Genomic DNA, 13,999 nt, shown 5'->3' on the forward strand with positions numbered 1-13,999 from the left:
TGGGAGGCATCCTGAGGGACTTTTTTAACGTATAAGAATTTATAAGTGAAATGCTTATGAATTCTGGAGCGCATGACGAAGTGCCTGCCTCAGCGTCCGCTTCTGGCATTCCTTCGGTAAAACTATCCGCTAAAACGCGGCCGCTCCTCCATGAATAGGCCTCGATAGAGGTTTTCTTATCGCCCAGTCGTGATTGCTGGCCGAGGGCATGGAGCGCAATTTCACAAGATTTTCCAGCGGAACCACAAACATACGATGGGGCTTTACGTAATTATTCCTTGCGTAAAGAGGCCTTGCTTGCATATAATACTGAATGAACGTTCAGTATTATTCGGTGATTGGTTGGGGTAAGCCTGTCCGCACTAGAGTGAGGTGAAGCTAGAGTGAATAAAAAAAAGCAACAAACCGAGCAGACAAAGAAGAAAATCGCGGAAGCCGCAAGAGCCTTATTTGTGCAAAAAGGCTATAAAGCAACATCGATTGAAGACATTGTGAAAGCTACAGGATGCAGCGCCGGAAACATTTATTATCATTTCAAAAGCAAGGAAGGGCTATTCCTGCATCTTATTGAAGATTGGAACCGGGAATGGGAAGAGACCTGGCTTGCAAAGGAATCGTCGTACCCGACTACGACTGATAAATTGTATGGCATGGCCGAGCATTTGGCGGTCGATCAATTGAACCATCCGCTGACGAAGGCCATCGATGAGTTCTTCAACAATTCGGAGAAAGCTACCGATGTGGAGGAGCGCATCAACGAAATGGTTCAGGGGTATATCGACTTTAATCACCAGCTGCTGCAAAAAGGAATCGATAAAGGTGAATTTAAGGAGCTGAATGGTACCGGGCTTGCCATCATCCTGGATAGTTTGTTGTACGGCTTGGGACAGCATACCCGAGGAATGAAGGGTGAGGAAGCACTGGCGACCTACCGCATGGCTATGGACGTATTTCTGCATGGTATTGTCAAAACGTCCCGCTAGCCGTTTTTTTACACACGAATCTAGAATAAACATTCAGTATTTTGTTTGGAAGTTGGAGGAATAAAGAATGGCACTGTTACTAAAAAATCGGGGAGCTATGCTGATCCTGATGTTTAACCTGCTCTTAGTTTTTACCGGCATCGGTCTTGTCATCCCGATTATGCCGAAGTTTATGGAGAATCTGGGTATTACCGGTGGGATTATCGGACTGTTGGTAGCAGCCTTTTCGTTGACACAGCTGCTCTTTTCTCCGCTTGCAGGGCGCCTGTCCGATCAATTCGGCAGAAAGAAAATGATTGTGATTGGGATGCTCATTTTTGCATTCTCAGAATGGATATTTGGGATTGCGAGCTCAACATGGCTGCTGTTTTTCTCCAGACTTCTCGGCGGGATCAGTGCCGCGCTGATCATGCCTGCGGTAATGGCCTATGCGGCGGATGTTACGACGAATGAGGAACGAGCAACCGGAATGGGCTATATCAACGCAGCGATTACCACCGGGTTTATTATCGGCCCAGGGATTGGGGGATATATTGCGGAATTTGGGATTCGCGCCCCATTTTATGCCGCTGCCCTCGCAGGTGTTGCCGCTGCTTTGATCAATTTGCTTATTCTTCCGGAATCTCATCCGGCAAAGGACAATGATTCACCAGCTCCAGCAGCACAGCGGAGCAGTCTTCTGCAACAATTGAAGCAGTCCTATAAAGAGCCGTATTTCTTAAGTCTGATCATTATTTTTGTCATGACTTTCGGATTGGCAAACTTTGAAACCGTATTTGGACTGTTTGTCGATCACAAGTTTGGGTTCGAACCGAAAGATATTGCCTTTATCATTACGTTCGGCTCCATTGCTGGAGCGGTCGTTCAGGTTACGATTTTTAGCTGGATTTTGCAGCAGTTCGGAGAGAAGCGCGTCATTTCGATCTGTCTCCTGGTTGCCGGTGTGTTTATTTTGCTAACCCTTTTCGTCCACACCTTCTGGTTGATTTTTGCGGTTACCTTCATTATCTTTCTGGCGATCGATATTTTGCGTCCGGCCGTCAGTACACAAATGTCCATGCTCGCCAAGGATCAACAAGGCTATGTAGCTGGTCTAAACTCGGCTTTCTCCAGTCTGGGCAATATTGTCGGACCGATTGTAGCTGGATTTTTGTTCGATCTGGATATCAATTACCCGTATACGCTCGCCTGTCTGGTTCTCTTAATCTGCTTTGGTTTATCGCTCAAGGGAAGAAAAGAAAGTCTGCAAAAGAGAGCCGCCTGATTGTTACAATTTCAAAAAATGCCAGTAAAAAGCTCTTAAGGATAGGGCTTTTGACTGGCATTTTTCATACAGTGAAAATGCTGCCCACAAGGCTTCGCGGAGCCATGGATTCTAAATACTCTGGAGGAAAATGGGGATACCTGATATGATGAGAATAAGTAATATATTTCCAATATTATTGTGGGAGAGTGTTTTTTAAATGATGAATATAGGACCTGAATTTGGGGCTGCGATAATCCCTATCCTAATTACGCTAGCTTTCTATGCTTTTATCATTTATGTGCTGGTAAGTCTTCTAAAGTTTATGAGACAGAAGAATCAACACGATCGAGATCGAAATGAAAAGCTGGACCGCTTGATTCAATATCTGGAAAATCAAGATCAGAACAGAAAAATAGACAGGGATACATAAAAAGGAAAGACGTCGGTATACTCCTACGCTGGTGTGTGCAGGCGTCTTTTTCATGTAGAGAGCTTTTGTGGTTTATGTAGGAGAAAAACCATTTTTCTAAAATTGGCGAAAATGCCAACCCTGCAATCAGACAACTTTCTTTGCAGCACTCATATGTTATGGCAGGAGGTGGTCCAAATGGCCTTTCGATGTCTTTGTCGGGGGAGCAGGTGCACGGTGTTTTGCAGATGTGGCTGTCGGCGAAAAAGGAGATCTGCCGTGTTTGCTAGGTAAAAAATAAGGAATCGCAGGAGGCCGGGATGCTCTTTCTGAACATGTTGTTTCTCATTTTGTTAACGGTAAGCAGCATAGGCTATACCTACAAAAATCGGTCCGAGCTAGCTTGCATGGATGGGATGATATTCGCTATGGCGCTTGGTGCCATGTCTAGCATTTCTCTCGGCTTGAACATCCAGGTGTCGTTCGTAAACGACTTGGGATTGGCAACGCTCATCGCAGTGTTGATCGGAATGAGCGTCGGGTTCCTTACAGGGAAAATCGTATCTCTCACAGCATCCATCGAGGGAGTCATGGCTGGAATCATGGGCGGGCTGATGTCCCCTATGCTCGGGGCGATGCTAGCTCATCCGATGATGCTCATCTGGATTATGGATATCGTCTATCTTCTCGTCTTGGTCCTGCTTGTGTGCTTGGCAAAAGAAGCGAGACAGGCGTTTCTGGAAGAGTCACGAGAAGCGGAGAGAGACCCAAATCCCTCACCCTGACGGCGAAATGCATGAAAAAAGGGAGAGCAGATTCTCTCCCTCAATGCCATGGAGCTCCATTCCTTTTAAAAAGTCCTAATCCTTGCAATTCACGATACGTTTTAAAGAGGTCTTTTGCAATTTGCACATTGTTCACCACAGTACCCAAATCTATGTCGCTTATGCTTGGAATCATCTGAAGCAAGGAAGGTCTCCTCGCCCTGGTTCTTTTCTTCGTTTTCATCCATTCCTGGTGATACCGATCCAGTGCTGCCGGTTCTCTTTTCAGCTGTCTTCTGGTGACGTTGTTTTGTTTGAGCCATTGCATGAATTCCGGTGTGAGACGATCCTGACTCGCGATTGGCTGCTGTTTTCTCAAGACGTCCTCCTTTCCCTGCTCTTCCAAAGGAGCAGAAGGAACCTAGCTCCTCCAGAATACAGACACTGGGATACGATATGTCAATCGGACTACATTTGCTTGTACGCTTGCCTATCGATGAAGTCCAGAGGGATGGCCATTCCCTGGAAATCTAGGTTTCCATCCATGGACAAGCCTTCGGAGTGAAGAGACAAACCGGATACCCAAGTGGACAAAGACTATTAGAAAATGATGATTGTACTTGTGCACAAAACAGAATACATGGAAAGAGATGTGAGTACTGTATGGTAGGTCATCACTTCCGAGAAAAGGAGGCTTGCTTGTATGAGCTTTTTTGACAAGATGAAAAAGGGCGTTACCGATGCTGGCTCGAAAGCGAAGACATTGGTCGAAGTCAATAAATTCCGATTGAATATTCAATCGTTAGAGGCGGAAATTCAAGATCGCTATAAAAGGATTGGTCAATCGGTCTTCCAATCTACATCAGATGAATTGGGGGCGGAACCTGCAATCGATCAAAAGGAAAAAGTCGTGGTGCTTACGCTATGCCAGGAGATTCGGGCAAGGCAGCAGGAAATTGTTGAATTAAACAAAAAAATCCTTGAACTGAACAACCAAAAAAACTGCGACAAATGTGGCAGATTGAATCAAGCAGAGGTCAAATACTGCTCGGAGTGCGGCAACGAGTTTATCCAAGTGGTCACGATTGATGTGGTAGCTGCACAAACTGCGACAGAAAGCGCCGCGATATCATGCTGGAAATGTCACGAGCCCCTTGGGCAAAGCGTCCGATTTTGTGGAAAGTGCGGTACAGCTCGGCCGTAGCCGGGCTTTCCAGATATTCAATGGAATAGTCGGTTCATATGCCCGCCAGGCAAGGAAGGCGGGTTATTTTCTGTAGCTGGGCAAGCGGTTGCCGGTAGATCCACTCCCAGCGGCAAATTGATTTCAGGCTCTATCAAGCAAATGGTAGACAATTCTTTGTGTAGGAGTCTTCTCGGTGCAGCGGTGAATCTGGTAGGATGGAGGGGAAGCAGAGAAACCATACGAGAGAAAAAGGAGATTTCGGCAAATGGCGATCAAGGCGATACTATTTGATTTGGATGATACGTTGCTGTGGGACGAGCGCAGTGTAAAGGAAGCGTTCCAAGCGACTTGCGCGGAGGCAAGCAAGCATCACGAAGTAGACACGCAGCTTTTGGAAGAGGCGGTTCGGCGTGAAGCGCGCGCATTGTATGAATCTTTCGAAGCATTCCCTTTTACGAAAATGATCGGAATCAATCCATTTGAAGGATTATGGGCACAATTTGCCGAGGGGCAGCAGGAAGAGTTCCGCAAGCTGCAATCGTTCGTCCCAACCTACCGAAAAGAAGCGTGGACACGCGGATTGCGGGCACTCGGTTTCGAGAACGAAGAACTCGGCTCCAAGCTGGGAGAAATGTTCCCGGCAGAGAGAAGAAACCGTCCGATTGTTTATGAAGAAACCTTCGAGGTCTTGGATCAACTGAAGGAAAAATACAAGCTTCTGCTGCTCACCAACGGATCTCCTGATTTGCAAAAAGAAAAGCTGGCCGGTGTGCCGAGTCTCGCTCCCTATTTCGATCATATCGTCATTTCCGGCGAGTTCGGGGAAGGCAAACCTGCTGCATCCATTTTTGAACATGCGATGAGCTTGCTCGGAATCACGGCAGAGGAAGGCGTCATGATCGGCGACAAGCTGACGACAGACATCCTCGGCTCAAATAAGGTCGGCATGCGCAATATGTGGATTAATCGCCACGGAGTAACGCACGAGGGAGAGATCGTACCTGCTCATGAAATTGCGAGCCTTCGGGATATTCAGAAGGTGATTGATTCTTTGGAGTAAGGTTTTATGAACCCGCTAATTGAGTTTGGCGGGTTTTTCATTTGTACAAGATTTAACCAATCGTAAAAATATTCAATTCTAATTAATTTAAAAAATCAGAAAATAACATTTACTTTTTCGTTTCGAGCCTATATACTAAAAACAACCCATTAGTCGACTGTATACCGTACGCTGATTTCGTTGATAAAAGGAGATAACTTATGTTTGAAGTAAAAAAGGGAATGCCCTTGTATGAGCAGATCTTCGAGAAAATTCGAGAATCCATCATTACCGGAGAGTACAAGCCGGGTGACCGGTTAGTGGATTATTGGGTAGCAGAAGAACTAGGGGTGAGCAGAAGTCCTGTTCGTGAAGCGTTTCGAAAACTGGAGCAAGAGGGTCTACTGGTCAATCGTGACGGCAATACCTCTGTCTATTTTCCAAACGCACAGGACGTTCTGGAGCTCTTTCAGGTTCGGGTAGGTTTGGATGGAGTAGCTGCTTCTCTGGCAGCCCAGCTCATGACCGATGAGCAGCTAGAGGATTTGAGAATATCCTTGGTGCAAGTCGAGCAAGCGCTGAGCGAGAAAAGAATCGCCGATGTGGTGAAGCTGAATACCTTCTTTCATGCGCAGATCATCCAGTCCAGCAAAAATCAATACCTGCAAAATATGGTCGATAAAATTGGCACGTTGACGCTGCTGTACCGGAATACGTTTTTCAACAAGTTCTACTACGGAAACGATGACTTCCTGCAGGAGCACCAGGAGATCTACCAAGCCTTGAAGAGCAGAGACTCCGCTTTGGCTCAAGAGAAAATGCAAGTGCACATCCAAAATGATATGGACTTCCTGAAAAGTAAGCTTATAGATGAAGGGTTATAAATAGAGGATTTTCATAATTTTTTTTAGGATTTTTAGTCGACTGTATTCAGAATTCTAAATTCTAACAGTTGAAGCGAAAAATGGTAATAAGAAGCTGTCCATCGTGAAGAGAGGGGACTGATCATGGCTCGTATCTGGGAAAAGTATCTCGATGAACAAGACTTGAAGAACTATTCGACCAGCGGTTTTGGCAAGAAGTACGGCGTGGGGGAAAGACCTGCATTGGTGATCGTGGATGTCACTTATGGGTTTACAGGCGAAGAGGTCGAGCCTATCGAGGAGTCTATCCAAAAATATCCCGCAAGCTGCGGGGCGACAAGCTGGGAGGCGATCAAGCAGATCCAGAAACTGCTGGATGTCGCCCGGCAGCAGCAGCTTCCCGTTTACTACACCATTATCGAGGGACACAAGCACGCATCCAATGAGCGTGTTGCTGTGAAAGGAACCCTGTTTGATCATCCGGCGATGCGTGAAGGAGAAAAGGGGACGTGGATCGTGGAAGAGCTCAAGCCGCTGCCACAGGAAGTGGTGCTCTCCAAGAAAAAGCCGAGTGCTTTCTTCGGTACTCCTCTGGTTACGCACTTGATGGCGAATCAGGTGGATAGCCTCATCGTGGTGGGCTGTACCACGAGCGGGTGCATCCGAAGTACCGTTGTAGATGCGTTCTCCTATAACTACCAGGTGATTGTTCCAGAGGAATGCGTCTTTGACAGAAGTCTTACCTCCCATACGATCAATCTGTTTGACATGCAGCAAAAATACGCTGATGTGATCAGCACCGAAGAACTAATCCAGGAGTTAACCCAACCATCAAATAAATAGAGGGGTGTCAGTTGTGAGTAAAAATTATCGAGTAGGTCTCATCGTTCCGAGCTCCAATACGACGATGGAGACAGAAATTCCCGCCATGCTGCGGTCGATGGAGAATGGAGCCGATTCCTTTACCTTCCACTCCAGCCGCATGCGAATGAAGCATGTGACAAAGGAAGAGCTGGCGCAGATGGACAAAGACAGCGACCGTTGCGCGCTGGAGCTGTCCGACGCCAGATGTGACGTCATCGCGTACGCTTGCCTGGTTGCCATCATGTCGCAAGGCTCGGGCTATCACTGCTTGTCTGAGTCCCGCCTTCATCAAGCGACAAAGGAAAATGGTGCACCTACTTCCATCGTCAGCAGCGCTGGTGCACTCATCGAAGGAATCGAAGCATTGGGAGCCAAAAAGGTGGCGATCATCACGCCTTACATGAAGCCATTGACCCAAATGGTCGTGGATTATATCGAGGAAAGCGGCATCCGCGTTACCGACTCTATTAGCCTGGAAGTCGCAGATAATCTCCAGGTAGGAAGATTAGATCCCTTGCAGCTGCCAGATATCGTAAAGGGGCTCGATATCAGGGAAGCAGATGCCGTTGTTCTTTCTGCATGCGTGCAGATGCCTTCGCTACCAGCCATTCAAATCGTCGAGGATAGATTGGGGCTACCCGTACTCTCTGCTGGTACAGCAACGGTTTATAAGATCTTAAAAGAACTGAATATTCCAATTTCTGTTCCGAGTGCTGGGAAGCTGCTGTCTGGTGCATGCTGAGCTTCACGAAAAAAGGAAATAGATGGGGGTTGTAGATCATGGCAACGTATTCCAAATTATTTGCTTCTGGGAAAATTGGAAAGCTTACTTTGAAAAACCGGATTGTGAAAGCGCCTCAATCGACTGGACTGAGCAATATGGATGGGACGGTCTCTGAGAGATTGGTCAGGCACTACAAGGAGCTGGCTCGTGGGGGAACCGGCCTGATTATTGTCGAGTACACGTACATAGACGATGAAGCGAGCAAGTCAGCGTACTGCCAATTGGGCATCAGCAGCAACGAGCATATTGCCGGTCTCTCTTGGCTGGTCTCGGCGATCCATGATGAAGGGGCAAAGGTAGGCATCCAAATCGAGCATTGCGGAAGACAAAAGTTTTTGGCAACCCCTCCTATTAAAGCGCCATCGCGCATCCCGTGGCCGACGATTTACGAGCAGACAGGTGTGATTCCCGACGAGCTCACTATCGAAGAGATCAAAAAAATCGTGGAAGACTTCGGGGATGCAGCGCGAAGAGCGGAAACAGCCGGGTTTGACCTGGTCGAAATCCATGCAGCGCACGGCTATCTCATAACGAACTTCTTGTCTCCCCACACCAACAAGCGAAATGATTTGTACGGCGGAACGCTGGAAAATCGCATGCGTTTTTTGCTGGAGGTCATCAAGAACGTGAAATCGAAAGTCAGTGCGGATTTCCCGATTACGATGCGAATTAACGGTACCGATTACGAGCCGGATGGCATCACGATTGACGAGACGATCGAAGTGTGCAAGCAGGCAGAAAAGCTGGGCATTGCAGCCTTCCATGTATCTGGCGGCGATCACCACATGATGAACTACCAGGTGAGCCCGATGGTCATCCCAAAAGGACCGAACGTATGGGCAGCGGAGGCAATCAAGCCGCATGTTTCCGTACCAATTATGGCATCCGGATCGATTACGACACCTGCCTTCGCGGAAGAGATTTTGACCGAAAATCATGCGGATTTTGTATCGCTGGGCCGACCTTTGCTCGCTGATCCTTATTTCCCTGCAAAAGCGCAGCAGGATAGAGCCGATGACATCATTCCCTGTATTCGGTGCAACGACGGTTGTATGGAAAGGACGTTCTTTCGCTTCCGTTCCATCCGTTGTTCAGTGAACCCGACTACAGGCAGAGAGGGAGAGCTGACTATCCAGCGGGCAGAGGTTCCCAAAAAAGTGCTGATTGTCGGCGGCGGACCCGCTGGGATGGAAGCGGCGAGAGTGAGCGCTCTGCGAGGCCATTGCGTCACACTCTTTGAAAAAGGCGAGCTGGGAGGTGCTTTGCTGCCCGCTGCTGCATCGCCCTATAAATCAGACATTCAACATTTGCTAACGTACTATCGGGCACAGATGCAAAAGCTGGATATTGAAATCGTTCGAGCAGAAGCGTCTAGGGATGATGTACACAACGGGGACTTTGATGCCGTGGTGATCGCGGTAGGAAAACGACCAAAGCCTCCGCAGATAACAGGCTGGCAGGAAGCCGAAGCCATCTATGCAACGGATGTGCTTACAGAGAAGGTCAGTACCGGAGAGAATGTGGTCATCGTGGGCGGAGGTTGGACTGGGGTGGAAACCGCGCTCTTTTTGGCGGAGCAGGGTAGACACGTCACGATCATTGAGCAGCAGGAACAATACATGCAGGACGACTTGGTCACGTTCAAGATGACCTACACAGAGCTGCTCTCCCAAAAGAAGATTCACGTCCGAACGTCTACACAGGCGAGAAAAGTAGAGGGCAACGAACTGACCGTCGTGGATCGATATGGCACGGAAGAGAAGCTCACAGCTGACACGATCGTTTACGCTACGGGCTTTCAATCCAATACGGCTTTTCTCGCTGCGGAAAGTGAACAAGCGAAAAAAGAGATCTACCACATCGGAGACGGGCAGCAGCCAGGGAAAATTTATGACGCCATCCACGAAGGCTACATGACGGGCCTACGCATTTAAGAAGGGGAGGTTAGCTCATGAACAACACAACGAAGGAAGCAAATGTATCTACGATGTCTCCGCGAGTACGGGCGCTTCTGGAAAAATTCAGAGACAATCTGGAACTAGGGATTACCGATCTCGCCCTCCTAAACGATGAAGAAGTGTACCAGGTAGAGCTGGAAAAAATCTTCAATAAACGTTGGAACTACCTGGCCCACATGTCGGAAATTCCGAACAAGGGTGATTATGTACTGCGCTCCATCGGGAATGACACGTTCATTGTCAGCAGAGGAGAAAAAGACGAAATTCACGTGATGTTGGACGTTTGCCCGCATCGCGGAGCCAGCATTTGCCGGGCCTCTCAGGGAAATTCCTCTCATTTTCGCTGTCCCTATCACGGCTGGACGTTCAAGAATAACGGCGAACTGGTTGGAACTCCTGCTTACAAAGAGGCGTACAGCGGGCTGAATCGCAAGGAATGGGGACTTACCCATGCACCACGAGTAGAAGTGTTTCATGGCTTCATTTTTGCTAGTTTGGATAAGGACGCTACTGATTTGAAAGAGTCTCTTGCCGGAATAGGCTGGTACCTGGATATGATCTTCTCCCTCCAGGACGAAGGGATGGAGGTGCTCGGCGAGCCGCAGCGCTTCATCATCAAGTCCAACTGGAAGACAGCCGCGGAGAACTTTTCCGGAGATGACTATCATCTGATGTATCTGCATGCATCGACCTATGACATCGGTGTGATGCAGATTCCGCTCAAGGAAAATATGAAAGGCTATCATATCCAGGCAGGAAATGGCCATGCTGTCAGTTTTTCGATCGACATGGAAAGCGATGCCCCTCTGTTCTTCTTTTATCCAGAGGAAATCGTGAAGACCTTTAACCTCCAGAACCTGTCCCAAAAGCAGCTGGAGTTGGCGCGTGGGTCGCGTGTGTGTGTAGGCAATATTTTCCCGAACACTTCTTTCCTGATGCTGCCGCTGAGTCCGGACCCGAAAAATGTCCCTCCTACGCCCTTGTTCACATGGCGGGTATGGCAACCGATCAGCAAAGATGAAATTGAGGTATGGAACTGGTTTTTCATGTACAAAAATACCTCGGATGAATTCAAGCAGGCTTCCTATCAAGCAGCGATGTCGACATTTGGAATCGCAGGTACGTTTGAGCTGGATGATCCGGTGCCTTGGGAGTCCATCACGAAAAATGCAGGTGGAACCTTTGCCAAAAAAAGCATGAAGCTGAATCTGCAAATGGGTATGGAAGGAATGGGCACGGCGAAGCAAGTCATGGATTGGCCATTTCCGGGGATCGCCTATTATCCGCGATTTGAAGAAGGGAACCAACGTCATATGTACCGGCATTACGTCGAGGACATGCTCAAGGACGAATAGAGAGGAGGAAGTCACATGAAAGTTCCCTTTGACCTCTACCATGAGGGCGTCGAGTTTTTTCTGCAGGAAGCCGAGTTGATTGATGACCGAAAATTCAAGGAATGGCTGAATGTGATGACGGAGGACTTTACGTACAGAATACCTATCCGCGTGACACGGGAAAAGGCTGCGCCATCTGAATTCAGCCAGCACTCCAGTCTGATGAACGAGACAAAGAGCACGATGGAGATCCGGATTATGCGGACGTTCTCCGAATACAACTGGGCAGAAGATCCGGCTTCGCGGACAAGGCACTTTCTGACCAATTTTCGGGCCAGACAGGATGAGCAGCACGAAAACGAGCTGCACTACAAGACAAATTTTCTTTTGTACCGTGGGAAATTTGACTCGACATCGTTTCAGTTTTTGAGCGGGGAGAGACACGATTCCATTCGCAAAGAGGATGGGGAGTGGAAGCTTTCCAAGCGATTGATCCTGCTTGATCATACGACGGTTCCCATGAGCAACCTCGCGATATTTATCTAGCTATGACACTTCAAAAGAAAGCGGGTGTGTGGAGTATGCAAGAGGACCAAGACTTTATCCAAATCGCGAATGAATTCACTTGTGTTCATGTCCGAAAAGTAAGGACGAAAAATGGAGAGCTGCTGCAGATCGAGTCCAAGAAGAGTGATGACAAGATCTTGTTGGACCCCATGCAGCTGGAAAGTCTGGCGTTACTCAAGCCAGAGCACTTTTCCAAATTTTTTGAGCTGCATTTTGGGATCGATGAGTCCCTTTCCCCGAAAAAATAGAATCGAAAAGAAGCTAAGAGGTGAAGCCGGATGCATTCCAAAGCGCAAAGGTTCGAACACGTTGAACTGAAGGTCCAGGATTTGTCCAAAGCACTGCATTTCTACCAAAACGGTCTAGGGCTGGTGGAAATTGCGCGAGAGAACGGCGTGGTCTACTTGGGCTGCGGCTACGACAAGAACTACGATTTGGCCGTATCAGAGGGGGGAACCGGTGTAACACACTTCGCCGTCCGGGTGGATAACGAGGATGAGCTGGAATACTTCTTCAAAAAAATCAGTGGAGTAGGTGTATCGGTAGTGCGACATAACGGGACAGAGCCCGGTCAGGAAAAGGGTATTCGTTTTCAGCTGCCGAGTGGAATCCCAATGGAATTTGTCCTCGTCGCAGACAATTCCTATGTCAATCCTGCGAGACCCGCTTATCCGCGCAATGTAGCATCGGCGCCACTGAACATCGATCATATCAACCTGATGGCGGTTGATGTCAAAAAAGAGACCGACTTTTTCCGAGAGATTCTCGATTTTAAAGTATCCGACATCGTGGATCCTGAAATGAACGGAAATTATATGATGACCTTCATGCGCTTTCGCGGCTATCACCATGACGTTGCGACTACCATTACGAAAAACCCGCAGGAAACCTTGCACCACCTGTCGTGGACGATGAGCAACATTGAGCATATTAAAGTAGCTTGCGATGTTCTCACCCAATTTGAAGTGGATGTCGAGCTGGGACCGGGACGCCATCCGATCGGGCCAAATCTCTACGCGTACTATCTGGAGCCGGGCGGCAATCGGTTCGAGTACGTAGCGGAGCAAGCCTATCTGGACCCAGACTCTCCTACGAAAATATGGAGAAGCATGCAAGATACGCTGGAGTCCTGGTCGAAGCTCAAGCGACCTCCAAGTAGCTTCATCAGAGGGACGTAGGAGTGGGAGGAATCGGAATGAAACGGCTAGATGGAAAAGTAGCGGTGATTACAGGGGCAGCGGCAGGTCTGGGCAGAGCAGTTGCCCAGCGCTATGTAGCAGAAGGCGCAAAGGTCTGCGTCGTCGACCGGTCAGAGCGGGGCCTCACGGAGATGAAGGCCCTTCTCGGGGAAGATATCATCACAATTCAGGCAGATGTCAGCTCTTCCATAGACAATGAACGGATGGTTTCAGCGGCTGTGGAAGCCTTTGGGAAGGTCGATATTTTTGTAGGGAACGCAGGCATTTTCGATGGGAACAAGAGCATTTCGGAGCTGACGCTGGACAGTATCGATCACGGCTTCGCAGAGATCTTCAACATCAATGTGAAGGGTTGCTTTTTAGGGGCAAAAGCGGTACTGCCAGAGCTTGTGAAGTCACAGGGGTGTATGATCTTTACGGCTTCTCACGCCAGCTTTTATCCCGCAGGGGGAGGTCCACTTTACACAGCGACCAAGCATGCCGTCGCGGGCTTGATCAAGCAGCTCGCCTATGAGCTGGCTCCGGCGATCCGTGTAAATGGAGTCGCGCCAGGCGTTATCCAAACAACGATGGGCATGCCGAAAACATTGGGTCCTGAGGTTCCCTCGATCATTTCAGGAGTGGAACAATCATTACCGCTTCCCTTTATTCCCGCCCCAGAGGATTATGTGGATCTCTACGTCATGCTCGCTTCCGAGGGAGCGAAGACCATGACGGGCACGATCATTCAGGCGGACAACGGGATCAGCATTCGCGGGCTTGCCAAAACTTCAGGGAGAAGCGAGTAAACATCATCTCGTATC

At 48.5% G+C, this 13,999-nt stretch carries 15 protein-coding genes; 14 read left to right on the plus strand and 1 reads right to left on the minus strand.

What is annotated here, in order from left to right; all coding sequences use genetic code 11:
- The first annotated feature begins 383 nt into the window (after positions 1-383).
- The 3 genes from EDM59_RS20545 to EDM59_RS20560 all read left to right on the plus strand — a co-directional run bounded on the left by EDM59_RS20545 (position 384) and on the right by EDM59_RS20560 (position 3,423).
- The gene (locus EDM59_RS20545) at positions 384-983 is read left to right on the plus strand and encodes a TetR/AcrR family transcriptional regulator (protein ID WP_122925328.1); all 600 of its coding nucleotides are present in this window, start codon (positions 384-386) and stop codon (positions 981-983) included.
- Positions 984-1,050: 67 nt separating this feature from the next.
- Positions 1,051-2,247 carry an MFS transporter gene (locus EDM59_RS20550; RefSeq protein ID WP_122925329.1) on the plus strand — a complete coding sequence of 399 codons (1,197 nt, stop codon included), beginning with the start codon at positions 1,051-1,053 and terminating at the stop codon, positions 2,245-2,247.
- A gap of 711 nt (positions 2,248-2,958) precedes the next feature.
- Positions 2,959-3,423: a hypothetical protein gene (locus tag EDM59_RS20560; RefSeq protein WP_122925331.1), complete on the plus strand. Its 465-nt coding sequence runs from the start codon at positions 2,959-2,961 to the stop codon at positions 3,421-3,423.
- Positions 3,424-3,463: 40 nt separating this feature from the next.
- Here the strand turns inward: EDM59_RS20560 and EDM59_RS20565 are convergent, their stop codons facing one another.
- Entirely contained in the window at positions 3,464-3,781 is a 318-nt protein-coding gene (locus EDM59_RS20565; protein ID WP_139228069.1) for a hypothetical protein, read from the minus strand.
- 324 nt (positions 3,782-4,105) lie between these two features.
- Between EDM59_RS20565 and EDM59_RS20570 the strand changes: the two genes are divergently transcribed.
- The 11 genes from EDM59_RS20570 (at position 4,106) to EDM59_RS20620 (ending at position 13,984) form a co-directional block, all read left to right on the plus strand.
- Positions 4,106-4,606, plus strand: coding sequence for a zinc ribbon domain-containing protein (locus EDM59_RS20570; protein WP_122925333.1), 501 nt, complete (start codon positions 4,106-4,108; stop codon positions 4,604-4,606).
- 247 nt (positions 4,607-4,853) lie between these two features.
- Positions 4,854-5,648, plus strand: coding sequence for an HAD family hydrolase (locus EDM59_RS20575; RefSeq protein ID WP_122925334.1), 795 nt, complete (start codon positions 4,854-4,856; stop codon positions 5,646-5,648).
- A gap of 200 nt (positions 5,649-5,848) precedes the next feature.
- A complete protein-coding gene (locus EDM59_RS20580) occupies positions 5,849-6,511 on the plus strand; it encodes a GntR family transcriptional regulator (protein WP_122925335.1) in 663 nt (220 codons plus the stop codon).
- Positions 6,512-6,634: 123 nt separating this feature from the next.
- Positions 6,635-7,333: an isochorismatase family protein gene (locus EDM59_RS20585; RefSeq protein WP_122925336.1), complete on the plus strand. Its 699-nt coding sequence runs from the start codon at positions 6,635-6,637 to the stop codon at positions 7,331-7,333.
- 13 nt (positions 7,334-7,346) lie between these two features.
- Positions 7,347-8,096 (plus strand): maleate cis-trans isomerase family protein, encoded by a 750-nt coding sequence (locus EDM59_RS20590; RefSeq protein WP_122925337.1) that lies wholly within the window; start codon positions 7,347-7,349, stop codon positions 8,094-8,096.
- A gap of 38 nt (positions 8,097-8,134) precedes the next feature.
- The gene (locus tag EDM59_RS20595; RefSeq protein WP_183192978.1) at positions 8,135-10,072 is read left to right on the plus strand and encodes an NAD(P)/FAD-dependent oxidoreductase; all 1,938 of its coding nucleotides are present in this window, start codon (positions 8,135-8,137) and stop codon (positions 10,070-10,072) included.
- 17 nt (positions 10,073-10,089) lie between these two features.
- Positions 10,090-11,451 carry an aromatic ring-hydroxylating oxygenase subunit alpha gene (locus EDM59_RS20600; protein WP_122925339.1) on the plus strand — a complete coding sequence of 454 codons (1,362 nt, stop codon included), beginning with the start codon at positions 10,090-10,092 and terminating at the stop codon, positions 11,449-11,451.
- Between the two features lie 15 nt (positions 11,452-11,466).
- Positions 11,467-11,976 carry an aromatic-ring-hydroxylating dioxygenase subunit beta gene (locus EDM59_RS20605; RefSeq protein ID WP_122925340.1) on the plus strand — a complete coding sequence of 170 codons (510 nt, stop codon included), beginning with the start codon at positions 11,467-11,469 and terminating at the stop codon, positions 11,974-11,976.
- Between the two features lie 35 nt (positions 11,977-12,011).
- The gene (locus EDM59_RS20610; protein WP_183192979.1) at positions 12,012-12,245 is read left to right on the plus strand and encodes a dihydrodiol dehydrogenase; all 234 of its coding nucleotides are present in this window, start codon (positions 12,012-12,014) and stop codon (positions 12,243-12,245) included.
- Positions 12,246-12,275: 30 nt separating this feature from the next.
- On the plus strand, positions 12,276-13,175 hold the full coding sequence (locus EDM59_RS20615) for a VOC family protein (protein WP_122925341.1): 900 nt from the start codon (positions 12,276-12,278) through the stop codon (positions 13,173-13,175).
- A 17-nt stretch (positions 13,176-13,192) separates the two neighbouring features.
- Positions 13,193-13,984, plus strand: a complete 792-nt coding sequence (locus EDM59_RS20620; RefSeq protein ID WP_122925342.1) for an SDR family NAD(P)-dependent oxidoreductase — start codon at positions 13,193-13,195, stop codon at positions 13,982-13,984.
- Positions 13,985-13,999: the final 15 nt, after the last annotated feature.

It is taken from the genome of Brevibacillus nitrificans, from assembly GCF_003710965.1.
GTDB classification, from domain to species: domain Bacteria; phylum Bacillota; class Bacilli; order Brevibacillales; family Brevibacillaceae; genus Brevibacillus; species Brevibacillus centrosporus.

Bases quoted from the DNA above. Each gene is read 5' to 3' on its own strand.
- EDM59_RS20550 (WP_122925329.1), top strand. From the start codon at position 1,051: ATGGCACTGTTACTAAAAAATCGGGGAGCTATGCTGATCCTGATGTTT.
- EDM59_RS20560 (WP_122925331.1), top strand. From the start codon at position 2,959: ATGCTCTTTCTGAACATGTTGTTTCTCATTTTGTTAACGGTAAGCAGC.
- EDM59_RS20570 (WP_122925333.1), top strand. From the start codon at position 4,106: ATGAGCTTTTTTGACAAGATGAAAAAGGGCGTTACCGATGCTGGCTCG.
- EDM59_RS20575 (WP_122925334.1), top strand. From the start codon at position 4,854: ATGGCGATCAAGGCGATACTATTTGATTTGGATGATACGTTGCTGTGG.
- EDM59_RS20580 (WP_122925335.1), top strand. From the start codon at position 5,849: ATGTTTGAAGTAAAAAAGGGAATGCCCTTGTATGAGCAGATCTTCGAG.
- EDM59_RS20585 (WP_122925336.1), top strand. From the start codon at position 6,635: ATGGCTCGTATCTGGGAAAAGTATCTCGATGAACAAGACTTGAAGAAC.
- EDM59_RS20595 (WP_183192978.1), top strand. From the start codon at position 8,135: ATGGCAACGTATTCCAAATTATTTGCTTCTGGGAAAATTGGAAAGCTT.
- EDM59_RS20600 (WP_122925339.1), top strand. From the start codon at position 10,090: ATGAACAACACAACGAAGGAAGCAAATGTATCTACGATGTCTCCGCGA.
- EDM59_RS20605 (WP_122925340.1), top strand. From the start codon at position 11,467: ATGAAAGTTCCCTTTGACCTCTACCATGAGGGCGTCGAGTTTTTTCTG.
- EDM59_RS20610 (WP_183192979.1), top strand. From the start codon at position 12,012: ATGCAAGAGGACCAAGACTTTATCCAAATCGCGAATGAATTCACTTGT.
- EDM59_RS20615 (WP_122925341.1), top strand. From the start codon at position 12,276: ATGCATTCCAAAGCGCAAAGGTTCGAACACGTTGAACTGAAGGTCCAG.
- EDM59_RS20620 (WP_122925342.1), top strand. From the start codon at position 13,193: ATGAAACGGCTAGATGGAAAAGTAGCGGTGATTACAGGGGCAGCGGCA.